Below are 14,897 nucleotides of genomic sequence, written 5' to 3' on the forward strand. Positions count from 1 at the left end.
CAGCCATGAATATCGAACAAGCCCGCTTCAACATGATCGAACAGCAAATCCGTCCCTGGAACGTGCTGGCGCAGGACATTCTGGACCTGCTGACGGTCGTCAAGCGCGAAGAATTCGTCCCCGCCGCGCACCGCAGCCTGGCTTTCTTCGACACTGAAATCCCGCTGCCGGGCGGCGAGAACATGCTGGCGCCCAAGATGGAAGCCCGCATCGTGCAGGAAGCCAACGTCAAGAAACACGAATACGTGCTGGAAATCGGCGCCGGTTCGGGCTACATGGCGGCGCTGCTGGCGCACAAGGCGCGTCACGTCACCACAGTGGAAATCTCGCCCGAGCTGAAGAGCCTGGCCGAGCAGAACCTGTCGGACTACGGCGTGGCCAACGTCGACGTCCAGCTGGGCAACGGCGCGCAAGGCTGGACCGGCGCCGACGGCAAGGCTGGCGAATACGACGTGATCGTGATCTCGGGCTCGCTGCCCTTCCTGCCGGAAGCCTTCGGCAAGCAACTCAAAGTCGGCGGCCGCCTGCTGGCCATCATCGGCACCGAGCCGGTGATGACCCTGAAGCTGATCACCCGCACTTCCGAACAGAGTTTCGACACCGTCAACGTGGTCGAGACCGTGGCCAAGCCCCTGCACGCCGCGGCCGCACCATCTCACTTCACTTTCTAGGAATACGCTATGGAGCACATCACCGCCCCGGAACTGGCCGCGTGGATCGCCGATCCCGACCGCCCTACTCCCCTGCTGCTGGATGTGCGCGAACCCTGGGAACATCAGACCTGCAACATCGCCGGATCGCAACTGGTCCCGATGAACACGGTTCCCGGCCGCTTCTCCGAGCTCGATGAAGAGCAGCCCGTGGTCTGCATCTGCCACCACGGTGGACGCAGCATGCAGGTGGCAGCGTTCCTCGAGCGCCAGGGCTTCACCAAGGTGGTCAACCTGACCGGCGGCGTCCACGCCTGGGCCAACCAGGTCGACCCGTCCATGCCGACCTACTGATCCGGCGCGCCCGTCCCCTTGCGGACGGGCGTTGCTGCGGCAGACGGTTTCCGGCGAACTTCCCCCTCTTTTTCCAGCTTGCCGCCGATGCGGCGCGGGGCCGGATTTCGTCCGCGATCCAACGTCTGACGACAGCAGCACCGCAGTGCCGTCTCGCCCTCGTTGCCTTGCCTTCTTCGGAGAATCCGCTCCATGCGCCGTACGCTCTTCGCCTCCCTGATTGCCGGCCTGGCCGTGCATGCCGCCGCCAGCGGCGCCGACCTGCTGCAGACATACCAGTTGGCCCTGGCCAACGACCCGGTCTACACCAGCGCGCGCTATGCGCTCACCGCCGGGCGCGAGAAGGAAACCCAGGGCCGCGCCGGCCTGCTGCCGACCGTCGGCGTAGGCGGCAGCTACACCCGCTCGGATCAGAACTTCGACAGCAGCAACAACAGCTACGCGCTGCAGCTCACGCAACCGCTGCTGCGCCTGGCCAACTGGGAAAGCTACAAGCAAGGCAAGCTGTCGGTGGCCTCCAGCGAGGCGCAGTTCGCCCAGGCCCAACAGGACCTGATCCTGCGCACCGCGCAAGCCTACTTCGACGTGCTGGCGGCGCAGGACGCGCTGTCCTTCCTGGGCGCGCAAAAGATCGCCATTACCGAGCAGCTGGCCTCGGCCAAACGCAACTTCGAAATCGGCACCTCGACCATCACCGACACCAATGAAGCCCAGGCTCGCTACGACCTGGCCAGCGCGCAGGAAATCGCCGCCCAGAACGACCTGGAGGTGGCGCTTTCCAAACTGCAGCAGATCATCGGCCAGCCGCCGGCGCCGCTGGCGGCGTTGCGCCCGGGCGTGAAACTCTCTGCGCCGCAACCGGCGCAGATCGACGCCTGGATCGCCAGCGCCCAGGCCGACAACTACGCAGTGGTAGCGCAGCAGGTGGCGCTGGAGGTGGCGCAAAGCGAGATCAAGCGCAACCGCGCCGGCCACGCGCCGACGGTAGACCTGGTGGTCGGACGCAGCTTCACCGACCAGACCAGCGTGCGCTCGCCCTACCTGAACCTGCGCGGCTACAGCAATTCGATCGGGGTGCAGTGGAATATCCCGCTGTACTCGGGCTACGCCACCAGCAGCAAGGTGGACGAATCCATCGCGCTGGCCGACAAGGCCCGCTCGGACCTGGAGAACGCGCGCCGCACCGCCGTGCTCAACGCGCGCCAGGCTTTCCTGGGCGTGGCCAACGGCTTGTCGCAGGTGAAGGCGTATGAAGCGGCGGAGGTGTCGAGCCAGTCGGCGCTGGACTCCAACAAGCTGGGCTACCAGGTCGGCGTGCGCATCAACATCGACGTGTTGAACGCGCAGCAGCAGCTCTACTCGACACGGCGCGACCTGGCCAAGGCCAGGTACGACACGCTGATGAACGGATTGAAGTTGAAGGCCGCGGCCGGCGCCCTGCGCGAGGATGACCTGGCGCAGGTCAACGCCCTGCTGGGCGCGCCGCAGCAATAAGGAAGATCAGGCCGGAATCGTCGGCGCGGCGCCGTCGGCATCCTTCTGCAGCGACGGCGCGTTCTTGAGCGCATGCAGCGAGGCCGCCAGGATGCGGCCGCCGTCCTCAACCAAATCGAAGCTGCCGGGCGCGAAGAACCAGTCCGTCAGCAGGCCGCTGAAGGTGGAGTGCGCCATCAGGCAGGCCACGCGGATGTTCAGCGTGGCCGGCAGCTGGCCGCGGGCGATGGCGTTGGTCAGGATCTGTTCCATGCGCAGCATGCCGTCGACGTGGCACTCGCGCTGGCGCACCAGGATAGGATCGTTATGGTCGGCAAATTCGCACTTGTTGAAGATGATGTCGAACACCCGGCGGCAACGCTCGTCGGTGGCGGCCATGGTCAGCACGTAGATGCCGCTGCGCAGGAACTGGCCGAGCGGGTCTTCCTGCTGCGGGCTGGCGTTTTCCTCCATCACCGCCTCCATGGGCAGCGTCACACGCTCGCACATGGCGTCGAACAGATCGCTCTTGTTCTTGAAATGCCAGTAGATGGCGCCGCGGGTGACGTCGGCCGCCTTGGCCACGTCGGCCAGCGAGGTCTGCGAGACGCCGCGCTCGTGGAACACCTGCTCGGCGGCGTCGAGGATGCGGGAGCGCGTTTCAAGCGCTTCTTCCTTGGTCGATCGGGCCATGTCAGCGGCCCGGACGGAAGAGAATGGAAATCTGGATCATGGTGACACCCAATGAGAACTGAAAACATGCCGCCGGCCCGCGATGCTGCATATGCACATCGGATTTGGACAAAATGTAAAGGCCGCGCGCGCCTGTTGAGTGCGAGCAGTCATCTTTACGTCAGGCAATCCCAGGCACAATGCTGTGGCGCTGGGGTTACTCCGCCACAGCGCGGCCCGGTCGCGATCGGCGACAAGGCGGCAGCTGAGGCATGGCTGGCGGCTCGGTTTTTCCCTTGCAGAAACGGCTTGGAAACGGCGCAATTCACAAAATGCAAGGAATCGCTCATATTTCTCTACGCTCAGTTCTGCAAGTTTGATAAATTAGTGTGAGTTTCCGAAGAAATACATACATACATGAATGTATGTATAATAGCACCCGCTTCAAGTCTCTGTCGTAAATCAAACGCAAAAAAATCGACCGCCTCCGCCGGGAAGCAGGCATCTACTTTTTTGCTCCGCAACAAACCGCTTTTTCGTCAAATCGCTTTCGTGTATCCCGCCTTCGTCCTCCCCTCGGACAGGGCAGCAGCATCCGCTTTACCGAATTCGTTTCATCGGCCGTCACGGCGGCCTCAACTTTACTTTCGTGCGAGATATCTATGAGCTCAGTCAGTCGTTTCACGCGCCTCACCATGACCGTCGCAATCGCCGCCGCCCTGGCCGCTTGCGGACAAAAACCAGCTGCTCAGGGCGGCGCCATGCCGCCGTCGGAGGTATCCGTCGTCACCGTGACGCCGCAGCGCGTGGCCATCACCAATGAACTGCCGGGCCGTGTCGAAGCCTTCCGCGTGGCGCAAGTGCGCGCCCGCGTGGCCGGCATCGTGCAAAAGCGCGTCTTCAAGGAAGGCAGCGACGTCAAGGAAGGCCAGGTCCTCTACAAGATCGACCCGGCGCAATACAAGGCCACCTACGACAGCGCGCAAGCCACGCTGGCCCGCGCCCAGGCCAACCTGACCCAGGCTTCGCTGAAGGCGCAGCGCTACAAACCGCTGGTGGAAGTCAACGCCGTTTCCAAGCAGGAATATGACGACGCCGTGGCCGCGCAAAAGCAAGCCGAAGCCGACGTCGCCTCGGGCAAGGCCGCGGTGCAGACCGCCGGCCTGAACCTGGGCTACGCCACCGTCACCTCGCCCATCTCCGGCCGTATCGGCCGCGCGCTGGTAACCGAGGGCGCACTGGTCGGCCAGGGCAGCGACGCTACCCAGCTGGCGCTGGTGCAGCAGCTCGACCCGGTCTACGTCAACGTGACCCAGTCCAGCGCCGACCTGCTCAAGCTGCAGACGGCCATGGCCGGCGGCCAGTTGAAGAGCGTGGGCGAGAACAAGGCGGCGGTCACGCTGGTCATGGAAAACGGCCAGAACTACCCGCTGCCGGGCAAGCTGCTGTTCTCCGACATCAGCGTGGATGAAGCCACCGGCTCGGTCTCGCTGCGCGCCGAATTCCCCAACCCCAAGCGCGTGCTGCTGCCGGGCACCTATGTGCGCACCAAGATCGAACAGGCGGTCGACGAGCAGGCGCTGGTGGTGCCGCAACAGGCCGTCATGCGTGACCCCAACGGCTCGTCCGTGTTCGTGGTCAATGCCGACAACAAGGTCGAACCGCGTTCGATCAAGACCGGCGCCGCCCGCGGCACCAACTGGCAGATCCTGGACGGCCTGAAGGACGGCGACCGCGTGATCGTGGAAGGCCTGCAGAAGGTCAAGCCGGGCGCACCGGTCAAGCCTGTTCAATGGAATCCCGCGGGCGCTCCCGCGCAAGGCCAGCCGGCCCAGCAAGGTGCAGGCGCCCAACCGAAAGCTAACTAAGAGGCTGCCAGATGGGAAAGTTTTTTATTGATCGCCCCGTTTTCGCGTGGGTGTTGGCCATCTTCATCATGTTGGCCGGGGCATTGGCGATCACCGGCTTGCCGGTGTCGCAGTACCCCAACATCGCGCCGCCGACCATCGTCGTGACGGCAACTTATCCGGGCGCGACCGCGCAGACCCTGGACGATTCGGTGACCAGCCTGATCGAACAGGAAATGAACGGCGCCGACGGCCTGCAGTACATGGAGTCGCAAAGCCAGGCCAACGGCCAGGTGCAGATCACCGTGACCTTCTCGCCGGCCACCAACCCCGACCTGGCGGCGGTGGACGTGCAGAACCGCCTGAAGCGCGTGGAGGCCCGCCTGCCGGCGGCCGTCACGCAACAGGGCGTGCAGGTGGTGAAGTCGCGTTCCAACTTCCTGCTGTTCATCGGCCTGTCCTCGACCGACGGCAAGCTTGATCAGGTGGCGCTGGGCGACTACCTGTCGCGCAACGTCCTCAACGAAATCAAGCGCGTGCCGGGCGTGGGCCAGGCGCAGCTGTTCGGCACCGAACGCGCAATGCGCATCTGGATCGACCCGAACAAGCTGATCGGCCTGAACCTGACGCCGGCCGACGTGACCTCAGCCATCACCGCGCAAAACGCGCTGGTGGCAGGCGGCACGCTGGGCGCGCTGCCCAGCCCCGGCTCGCAGCAGATCGCCGCCACCGTGGTGGTAAACGGCCAGCTGACCACGCCTGAGCAGTTCGGCGACATCGTGCTGCGCGCCAACGCGAACGGCTCGACCGTGCGCATGCGCGACGTGGCCCGCATCGAAGTCGGCGGCCAGACCTACGACACCTCGGGCCGCCTGGACGGCAAGCCGTCGTCGTTCATCGGCGTGCAGCTCTCGCCCACCGCCAACGCGCTCGGCACTGCCACCGCCGTGCACAAGAAGATGGAAGAGCTGTCCAAGTACTTCCCCGCCGGCGTGAAGTACACCATCCCCTACGACACCTCCAAATTCGTGAAGATCTCGATCGAGGAAGTGGTCAAGACCCTGATCGAAGCCATCGTGCTGGTGTTCCTGGTGATGTACCTGTTCCTGCAGAACATCCGCTACACCATCATCCCGACGGTGGTGGTGCCGGTGGCCCTGCTGGGCACCTTCGCCACGCTGCTGGCGTTCGGCTTCTCGATCAACGTGCTGACCATGTTCGGCATGGTGCTGGCCATCGGTATCCTGGTTGACGATGCGATCGTGGTGGTGGAAAACGTCGAACGCATCATGAGCGAGGAAGGCCTGTCGCCGGCCGACGCCACCCGCAAGGCCATGGGCCAGATCTCGGGCGCGCTGATCGGCATCACGCTGGTGCTGATCGCGGTGTTCATCCCGATGGCCTTCTTCGGCGGCGCCGTGGGTGCGATCTATCGCCAGTTCTCGCTGTCGATGGTGGCGTCCATGGTGTTCTCGGTGCTGATGGCGTTCACGCTGACGCCGGCGCTGTGCGCCACCATCCTGAAGCCGGTCGAGAAGGGTCACCATCACGAGAAGAAGGGCTTCTTCGGCTGGTTCAACCGCAAGTTCAACACCACCGCCGCCGGCTACCAGGGCTTCATCGCCAAGATGCTGACCAAGGCCGGCCGCTACATGATCGTGTACGTGGCGATCGTGGGTTGCGTGGCCTTGCTGTACGCGCGCCTGCCGGCGTCCTTCCTGCCCAACGAAGACCAGGGCTACATCATCACCAACGTGCAGCTGCCCCCGGGCGCAAGCACGGCGCGCACGACCGAGGTGGTGAAGAAGATCGAAGAGTATTACCTGAAGGATCCTGCAGTCGAACACGCCATTGCCGTGCTGGGCTTCTCGTTCTCGGGTAACGGCCAGAACGCCGCGCTGGTGTTCACGCCGCTCAAGGACTGGGCTGAACGCACCAAGGCGCAATCGGCCGACGCCATCGCCGGCAAGGCCTTCGGCGCCTTCTCGCAGATCAAGGACGCAATCGTGTTCCCGCTGAACCCGCCGCCGATCCCTGAACTGGGTAACGCCACCGGCTTCACCTTCCGTCTGCAGGATCGCGCCGGTCTGGGTCACGCGGCGCTGGTACAGGCCCGCAACCAGATCCTGGGCATGGCCGCGCAAAGCAAGGTGCTGGCCGGCGTGCGTCCGGAAGGCCTGGAAGACGCGCCGCAGCTGCAGCTGGACATCGACCGCGACAAGGCCAACGCCCTGGGCGTGTCCTTCTCGTCGATCAACAGCGTGCTGTCGACCGCACTGGGTTCGTCGTACGTCAACGACTTCCCCAACCAGGGCCGCCAGCAGCGCGTGATCGTGCAGGCTGACGCCCAGCGTCGCCTGCAGCCGGAAGACCTGACCAACCTGTACGCCCGCAACACCAACGGCGGCATGGTGCCCTTCTCGGCCTTCGTGACCGCGAAGTGGATCAACGGCCCGGTGCAGCTGATTCGCTACAACGGCTATCCCGCGATGAAGATCGCCGGCGGCGCGGCTCCTGGTCGCAGCACCGGCGAGGCGATGGCGGAAATGGAATCCTTCGTGGCCAAGCTGCCTGACGGCTTCGGCTTCGAATGGACCGGCCAGTCGCTGGAAGAAAAGACCTCCGGCAACCAGGCCCCGGCCCTGTACGCGCTGTCGCTGATTGCGGTGTTCCTGGTGCTGGCCGCGCTGTATGAAAGCACCTCGATCCCGCTGGCGGTGATGCTGGTGGTGCCGCTGGGTATCCTCGGCGCGCTGCTGGGCGTGACGCTGCGCTCCATGCCCAATGACGTGTACTTCAAGGTGGGCATGATCGCGGTGGTGGGTCTGTCGGCCAAGAACGCGATCCTGATCATCGAGTTCGCCAAGGACCTGCAGGCGCAAGGCATGGGCTTGATCGAAGCGACACTGGAAGCGGTGCACCTGCGCTTCCGCCCGATCATCATGACCTCGCTGGCCTTCATCCTCGGCGTGCTGCCGCTGGCCATCGCCTCCGGCGCCGGTTCGGCCAGCCAACGCGCCATCGGTACCGGCGTGATGGGCGGCATGATCACGGCCACTGTGCTGGCGGTGTTCCTGGTGCCGATCTTCTTCGTGGTCGTGCGCAAGATCTTCAAGGGCAGCGAACGCCAACGCAAGTTCGATGCGGATCACTCGCCCAAGATTAATGTGGAGAATAACAATGGCTAAACTGTCGATGCCAAGACTGACGCAGCTGTGCGCAGTGCTGGCGGTCGCCGGCGTACTGGGGGGCTGCTCGCTGGCTCCCACTTATGAGCGCCCGCAGGCGCCGGTGGAAACCTCGTATCCGGCCAATGCCGAAGGCCGCGCCGAGCTGCAGGCCGTCAACCTGGGTTGGCGCCAGTTCTTCCCCGACCAGCGCCTGCAAGCGCTGATCGCGGCCGCGCTGGAAAACAACCGTGACCTGCGTACCGCCGCGCTGAACATCGAAGAAGCGCGCGCACAATACCAGATCACCCGCGCCGACCTGCTGCCCAACCTGAACGTCACCGGCAACGCCGCGCGGTCCCGTACCGCGGCCAGCCAGTCCCTGACCGGCCAGCCGTACATCAGCAACAGCTACCAGGTGGGCCTGGCGGTGCCGGCCTATGAACTGGACTTCTTCGGCCGCGTACGCAGCCTGAAGGACGCCGCGCTGGCCAGCTACCTGTCCACCGAGGAAGCGCAGAAGTCGGCGCAGATCAGCCTGGTGGCGCAGGTGGCGCAAGCCTACCTGTCCGAGCGTTCCTACGCCGAGCAGCTGCTGCTGGCCGAGCAGACCCTGAAGTCGCGCGAGGACAACATCCAGCTGGCGCAAAAGCGCCTGGACGTCGGCGCCTCGTCGGCGCTGGACTTCCGCCTGACGCAAACCCTGGTGGAATCGGCGCGCGTGGCCAAGGCCCAGCTGGAACGCCAGCGCGCCCAGGCGGAAAACGCCCTGACGCTGCTGGTCGGCAAGAACGTCGGCGGCCTGCCGCCGGCGCAGCTGCTGTCGGATGAAAAGATCGTCACCGACATCCCGGCCGGCCTGCCCTCGGACCTGCTGACCAACCGCCCGGACATCCGCGCGGCCGAGCAGACCCTGATCGGCGCCAATGCCAACATCGGCGCCGCGCGCGCGGCCTTCTTCCCGAAGATCAGCCTGACCGGCAGCTTCGGCAGCGCCAGCAGCACGCTGGGCGGCCTGTTCGACTCCGGCTCGGGCGCCTGGAGCTTCGGCCCGCAGCTGTCCCTGCCGATCTTCGACTTCGGCCGCAACAGCGCCAACCTGGACCTGGCTGAAGTACGCAAGAACAAGGCCGTGGTGAGCTACGAGAAGACCATCCAGACCGCCTTCCGCGAAGTGGCCGACGCCCTGGTCGCCCGCGGCAGCCTGGACGACCAGGTCAAGGCGCAGGAAGCCTTCCTGAACGCCCAGCAGGAACGCCTGAAGCTGACCGACCTGCGCTTCAAGAACGGCATCGCCTCGTCGCTGGACCAGCTCGATGCGCAACGCGACCTGTTCTCGGCCCAGCAGGCCCTGATCCAGGCGCGCCAGCTGCGTTTGAACAATGCCATTGACCTGTACAAGGCCCTGGGTGGCGGTTTGAACGAGAACTCGGCGAGCGTAGCGGCGAAGTAACAGAGTCCTGTAGCAGCCGGCTGATGCCGGCACAAACAAAAAGAGCAGGCCTTCCGGCCTGCTCTTTTTGTTTTGGTGCCGCGCGCACGACGCCGCAATACCCCCCCACGCCGCGCTTCGCCCCTGATATCTAGCGCGCGCCGCCCTTGCGAAGACGCTCAAGCTCCCAACCGGACGCCATGTATTCCAGATACATCGTCACGCCCAGCTTGCGAGACTCCTCAAACGCCTCGGACGCGCCCTTCTCGTCGCCTTTCGCCAGCCGGCGCTGGCCGACAAAGAACCAGGCCTCGGTCAAGGCCATATCCTTGTCGTCGCCCTGCTTGCGTCCTGCCGCTTGCAGGATCTCATCTTCGCCCAGCGTACCCGCTACCAGGCCGAGCAGGGGCTTGGGCCAGGCCGCCGACGCGCTGGCGTCGCGCGCCAGCGTCTGCAGTTCAGCCCCGGGCTGCTGCCCCAGTCTCAGCGACGCCAAGCCATGCCACAGCATGGGATAGGAGACGACCTCGGCTTTCCCCTGTCCTGCCGAGAAGGCTTGTGCAAAATCTGCCTGGGCCTCGCGATAGTTGCCGAGATAGAAACGCGAAATACCACGCGCCTGATATACCGCGCCGTCGGTGGCGCCCAAAGCGAGTGCCCTCGTGTAGTCGGGAATGCTCTTGCCGAATTCGCCGTTATCGCGCTGCAAGTGACCACGACATTCCCAGGCACGGGCAGACGCCGGGCCTTGCTTGACCGCCTCTTCCGCGTCCGCTCTCCCCTTGGCCGCCGTTCCCAGATCCGCCCAGGTCTCTGCGCGACGGCACAGCGCCTCGACCAGGTCATCGCCCTTGAGACGTCCGGATGCAATTGCGCGGTCATATCCGGCGATCTCTTCATGCAGACGCTTCTGGATCGAATCCTTCAGCGTCGGCTTGCCCAAACCCATGAAACCGGTGCGCTTGAGCGCCGCGCGCTCCACGCCGTCGCCCTGCGGCAGCAGGGTAGTGAGCTGCTGGATCTCGCGGGCTAGCTCAACCAGCTGTTCCGGCGCGGCGGATTCGGCCAGGGTGTCGATCGACACCTCGGTCTCCGAGACGTTACCCCTGAAATTGCGGCTGATGGAGTAGTCAAAAAATGCGTTGCGCAAACGCCTGTTGAACGGATCGCGTATTACCGATACCGCTGCCGGCCAGCGAATGCTGATCTTGTAACGCAAGCGATAGGGCGCCCTCGTGATCAATGCCGGGAACGGCCGCTTGAGATTCTGCGGCAGGCTGTACAGGCCGGTCAGATTGCCTGCCACAAATTTCACCACCCAGCCGTCGGGATACTCCTTGACCGGCTTGGGCAACCGGAAGCCTGCGGTCATGGTGTAGCGGTTGTTTGCCACATCATCGGACAGCGTCGGTGCGGCGGTCAGGTCTATTCCTGGGTAACGTCGTTCGTAATTGCTCAGCGCAAATTTCCGGAGGCGTTCTTCCGACATCCGGCGCAGGTTCACCCGCATGAATTCGGCGTCACGTCCGGTCCAGCTCCAGATGGCATCCAATTTGCCGTCGGCATCGAAGGCCGGCAACTCCAGCTGCTCTTCCAACTGCATGGTGTTGCGCGCCAACGCGTCGCTCCAGTGCATCTCTTCCAGCTGCCGCGCATCATCCGATACCGGCAACACGGCGGCGCCTTCGGTCATGGTGCCCATCCTGGCCAGACTGCCTGCCTGGCCGGTCATCGTGGGATCAAGATAGTAGTCACGTCCATCCAGGCGCAGCCGCACCAGGATGTGGTCGAAGATCAGCGGGCCGGGCAAGAGCTTGGGAGCGATGCGGGGTTGTCTGATGGACGTCAGCACCGGCGTCGCGTCCAGCCCCATGGCGCGCAGCAAGGTGACCAGCAGATAGGTCTTGTCCTTGCAATCTCCAAAGCGGTCGCGCACCACATCGGCCGGAAGACGCGGTCGATGCGAGTTCTCACCGATGGAAACGGAGAAATAGCGCACTTCCTGCTGCACCCATTGCAGCACGGCTATCGCTTTTTGCTCCGCCGTGGGCAGCCGGCTCCATCCGTCGACCAAGGGCTGCATAGCCGGGGGAACCTGCACCGGCGGGAACAGGCTGCTGGCCCAGCGTGCCACACTGTTCCAGCTTTCATGGCCGCTGAACTGCAACTGGCGGTAGGCGATGAAATCAGGCGGGATCCAGTTGTCGCCGTCCGGCGCCGTATAGCCGCGCTGGGAGAATTTCAGTTTGCGCCAGCCGCCGCTTTCCGTGGCCACCGGACGAATCTCGCTGCCGCCCGCATCGCCCAGCATCTTCCAGTCGACTCTCTGCTGCGCGGGGTGATTGAGCACAACGCTGCGCAGCTCCACCGGCCAAGGACTGTCCCAGCCGGCATCCTGCGCGTAGACGCCGGCGAAGACCGGGTTGGCGCCGTCGATGGAGTAGGTGTATTGCAGCGTGTCGCCCACACGCAGGTCGGTCACCAGCAGCACGGCATTGACGCTGCCGCTGTAGACGCCCTGCTCCATCCCAAGCTCGCGCTGCAGGAAACGCACCTGCACGCTGGTGGTCTGATCCAGCACTTCCTTGCCGCGCAAAATCCGCAGGCTGTGCAAGTGCAGCTTCTGGTATTGCGGCACGAAATCGATCGCCAGCTGGCCGGCCCGCGCCACCTCGGTACTCTCGTTGATCTGTTCCGCACGGTTGACGTAGTAAGTCGGCGCATCGCCGGCGCGGAACTGGGTATCCCACAGGCGCAACACCAGCGGATCCTTGCGGGAAGTCGCGGGAATATCCATGTGCTCGACCCAGGCGGGCACCTTGTCGCCCCGGGAAAATGACTCGGCCGCCACCTGGATTTCCCGCACCGGGATATCGGGAGAAGAGACCGTCGTTTCCTGCGCCTGCACGGCCATGAAGAGACAACACGAGAACAAGGCAGCAGCTGCCTTTGCCAGCAAAGACCCCATTGAATTTCCCCAGCGTTCGTTATGTGCGGAGCGATAATCGCCCGCAATCTGATCTTGTGGTGAAGCCGCGCCATTGTACGACGCGCCGCGCATGTCGGAGGAAACGCCGCTCAAGCCGGCGAGGGGCGGCCGGAAAGCAAAGGGTGCAACAGCGCCAGAGTACGCCCTGACGCGCCCCGGTGCCGATACGCAAAATCGTGGGCGGCGTCGGCCATGCGCTGCGCGTCGGCGGCGTGCGCCAGCAGGGCCGTCCATGCGCGCATCAGTTCAGCGGAGTCGGCCACGCGCGCGGCGGCGCCTTCCGCCACCGCATCCTGAGTGATGGTCTGAAAATTGAAAGTGTGAGGACCAACCAGCACCGGCTTGCCCAGCGCAAACGCCTCGATCAGGTTCTGCCCGCCCAGCGGCAGCAGGCTGCCGCCGATGAAGGCGGCGTCGCATAGGGCATAGTAGGCGAACATCTCGCCCATCGAGTCCCCCAGCACGACATCGACGCCGTCGGCGTCAAACGCGTCCTGCATCCCGGAACGACGACGCAGCGTCAAGCCCTGCGCGCGCACCATCTCGGCCACTTCGTCAAACCGCTGCGGGTGGCGCGGCACGATCACCGTCAGCCAATCCACCTTGCCGAGCTTGCCCAGCGCGTCGAGGATCAGTTGCTCCTCGCCTTCGCGCGTGCTGGCGCACAGCAGCACCTTGCGTTCGCCGAGCGCGCGCTTCCACGCGAGTCCGCGCTCGACCATCTCGGTCGGAGGCTGCACGTCGAACTTCAAACTGCCGGTCACCTCCACATGGCGTGCGCCGAAGTCGCGCAGGCGCGCGGCGTCCGCGTCGGACTGGGCGCCGACGACGTCGATCGCCTCGGCCGCCGGGCGCAGCAGCGATGCAAACCGCTTGCCCCGGCGCAGCGAGCGTGCCGACAGGCGGGCGTTGGCCAGTATCACCGGCACGCCGTGGCGCTTGCACTGCGCCACCAGATTCGGCCAGACCTCGGTCTCCATCAGGATGCAGGCCACCGGACGGAAATGCCGCAGGAAGCGCGCGCACATGAAACCGGTGTCGTACGGCAGGAAGCTCTGCAGCACGCGCGCGCCGTGCTTGCCGAACACCTGCGCGCCGGTGGCGCGGCCGGTGGCGGTCATGCAGGTCAGGAGGATGGCGTGGCCGGGATAGTCGCGCAGCAGCGCGTCGATGAGCGGTTCGGCCGCGCGCGTCTCTCCCACCGAGACGGAGTGTACCCAAATGAAGCGCGCGTGCGGATCCGGCAGCGGCGGATAGAAACCCAGGCGCTCGCCGATATGCTGCCGGTAGCCCGGTTCTTTTTGTCCGCGGCGCCACAGGCGGAACAGGACCAGCGGCATGCCGATCCACCACAATGCGGAGTACAGCAGGCGCATCAGACGAGCGGGTGGCCGACCAGGCGGGTCAGGATGGCCAGCGGGCTGGCCTGTTGGTCGTATTGCTTGTCCGCCGGCAGATGCAGGGTCTGCTCCAGCATGTACTGGCCGGACATCACCGCGTGCGATGCCTGGTCGGAGAAGCACACCCACACCGAGCCGGCGGCGAACGGCATGGTGACCTGGCTGGCGTCTTGCTGATATTGCATGTCGCCCTTCATGCCGTCATGCAGCTGCAGCATCAGGTGGTCGTATTCGCTGCGCAGGGACTTGGTCACATGCAGCGCCTTGAGCGCGCTGGCTTGCCAGCGCACATACGGCTTGGCGCGCGGCAGGAAGCGCCGGGCCACGGTCTCGAACGGCTCGCCCACGCGCCACACGCGCGGCACGCCGTCGGGGTTGACGTTGGTGAACACGCGCAGGATGCGCTCGCCATAGTTGGGACGCGACGGGAATGCATCGACGTGCATGCGGCGGTCGTCAGCGCGCCAGGACTGGCTGCGCGTCTCAACCTGCATCGGACGATAGCTGGTCGGCGCCACGCGCAGTGCGTCGCCGTACTTGGGGAACAGGGAATGCACCAACGACAGCGCCTGCCCGCGGAAACGGCCGATCATCGCGGCCAGGGCCAGCTGCTGCTCGGTATCGCCGGCGGCGCCCTTGATGTGGCCGCGCGCGTCCAGGCTGATGTTGCGCGACTTGGGGTCGCGCACGGCCGGATCGAGCAGCTTGCGCTCGGACTCCATCAGGTCGAAGCCCAGGCGCGGAAAATACAGCACCTTGCCGGCTTCGAGCCCGGCGATCCATTCGTGGTTGGGGTTGTCGACCTGCCAGTCGGTCAGGCCGATCTCAATGATTTGCGATTCCATGGCGACATTATGCCCGCAAGCGCCGGGGCCGTGTACCCGCGCGGCTCTGTAAAAAAGCGTCAAAACGC

10 protein-coding genes are annotated in these 14,897 nt (G+C 64.9%); 6 read left to right on the plus strand and 4 right to left on the minus strand.

Annotated features, from left to right (window positions below):
• Positions 1 to 5: 5 nt before the first annotated feature.
• From J8I26_RS09580 to J8I26_RS09590, 3 genes are all read left to right on the plus strand, one after another.
• Positions 6 to 671 carry a protein-L-isoaspartate O-methyltransferase gene (locus J8I26_RS09580; RefSeq protein ID WP_209606530.1) on the plus strand — a complete coding sequence of 222 codons (666 nt, stop codon included), beginning with the start codon at positions 6 to 8 and terminating at the stop codon, positions 669 to 671.
• A gap of 9 nt (positions 672 to 680) precedes the next feature.
• Positions 681 to 1,004, plus strand: coding sequence for a rhodanese-like domain-containing protein (locus J8I26_RS09585; RefSeq protein WP_209606532.1), 324 nt, complete (start codon positions 681 to 683; stop codon positions 1,002 to 1,004).
• A gap of 192 nt (positions 1,005 to 1,196) precedes the next feature.
• The gene (locus J8I26_RS09590; protein ID WP_209606533.1) at positions 1,197 to 2,498 is read left to right on the plus strand and encodes a TolC family outer membrane protein; all 1,302 of its coding nucleotides are present in this window, start codon (positions 1,197 to 1,199) and stop codon (positions 2,496 to 2,498) included.
• A 6-nt stretch (positions 2,499 to 2,504) separates the two neighbouring features.
• Here J8I26_RS09590 and J8I26_RS09595 read toward each other — a convergent pair whose 3' ends face one another.
• Positions 2,505 to 3,170, minus strand: coding sequence for a TetR family transcriptional regulator (locus tag J8I26_RS09595; protein ID WP_209606535.1), 666 nt, complete (start codon positions 3,168 to 3,170; stop codon positions 2,505 to 2,507).
• Between the two features lie 641 nt (positions 3,171 to 3,811).
• Between J8I26_RS09595 and J8I26_RS09600 the strand changes: the two genes are divergently transcribed.
• Genes J8I26_RS09600 through J8I26_RS09610 form a run of 3 tightly spaced genes read left to right on the plus strand, consistent with a single transcriptional unit; the run spans position 3,812 to position 9,616 of the window.
• The gene (locus tag J8I26_RS09600) at positions 3,812 to 5,017 is read left to right on the plus strand and encodes an efflux RND transporter periplasmic adaptor subunit (protein ID WP_209606537.1); all 1,206 of its coding nucleotides are present in this window, start codon (positions 3,812 to 3,814) and stop codon (positions 5,015 to 5,017) included.
• An 11-nt stretch (positions 5,018 to 5,028) separates the two neighbouring features.
• A complete protein-coding gene (locus tag J8I26_RS09605; RefSeq protein ID WP_209606539.1) occupies positions 5,029 to 8,184 on the plus strand; it encodes an efflux RND transporter permease subunit in 3,156 nt (1,051 codons plus the stop codon).
• Complete coding sequence (locus J8I26_RS09610; RefSeq protein WP_209606542.1) at positions 8,177 to 9,616, plus strand: efflux transporter outer membrane subunit; 1,440 nt, start codon at positions 8,177 to 8,179, stop codon at positions 9,614 to 9,616. The genes J8I26_RS09605 and J8I26_RS09610 overlap by 8 nt, the downstream gene beginning before the upstream one ends.
• 130 nt (positions 9,617 to 9,746) lie before the next feature.
• On the opposite strand, the gene J8I26_RS09615 is transcribed toward J8I26_RS09610, so the two are convergent.
• Genes J8I26_RS09615 through J8I26_RS09625 form a run of 3 tightly spaced genes read right to left on the minus strand, consistent with a single transcriptional unit; the run spans position 9,747 to position 14,829 of the window.
• The gene (locus J8I26_RS09615) at positions 9,747 to 12,677 is read right to left on the minus strand and encodes a DUF3857 domain-containing protein (RefSeq protein WP_209606544.1); all 2,931 of its coding nucleotides are present in this window, start codon (positions 12,675 to 12,677) and stop codon (positions 9,747 to 9,749) included.
• Positions 12,674 to 13,960: a lipid IV(A) 3-deoxy-D-manno-octulosonic acid transferase gene (gene waaA / locus J8I26_RS09620; RefSeq protein WP_209606546.1), complete on the minus strand. Its 1,287-nt coding sequence runs from the start codon at positions 13,958 to 13,960 to the stop codon at positions 12,674 to 12,676. The genes J8I26_RS09615 and waaA overlap by 4 nt, the downstream gene beginning before the upstream one ends.
• Positions 13,960 to 14,829, minus strand: coding sequence for a Kdo hydroxylase family protein (locus J8I26_RS09625; protein WP_209606548.1), 870 nt, complete (start codon positions 14,827 to 14,829; stop codon positions 13,960 to 13,962). Before J8I26_RS09625 ends, waaA begins: the two co-directional genes overlap by 1 nt.
• Positions 14,830 to 14,897: the final 68 nt, after the last annotated feature.

Origin of the sequence: Herbaspirillum sp. LeCh32-8 (assembly GCF_017814915.1) — a bacterium.
Classification (GTDB): Bacteria; Pseudomonadota; Gammaproteobacteria; order Burkholderiales; family Burkholderiaceae_D; genus Herbaspirillum.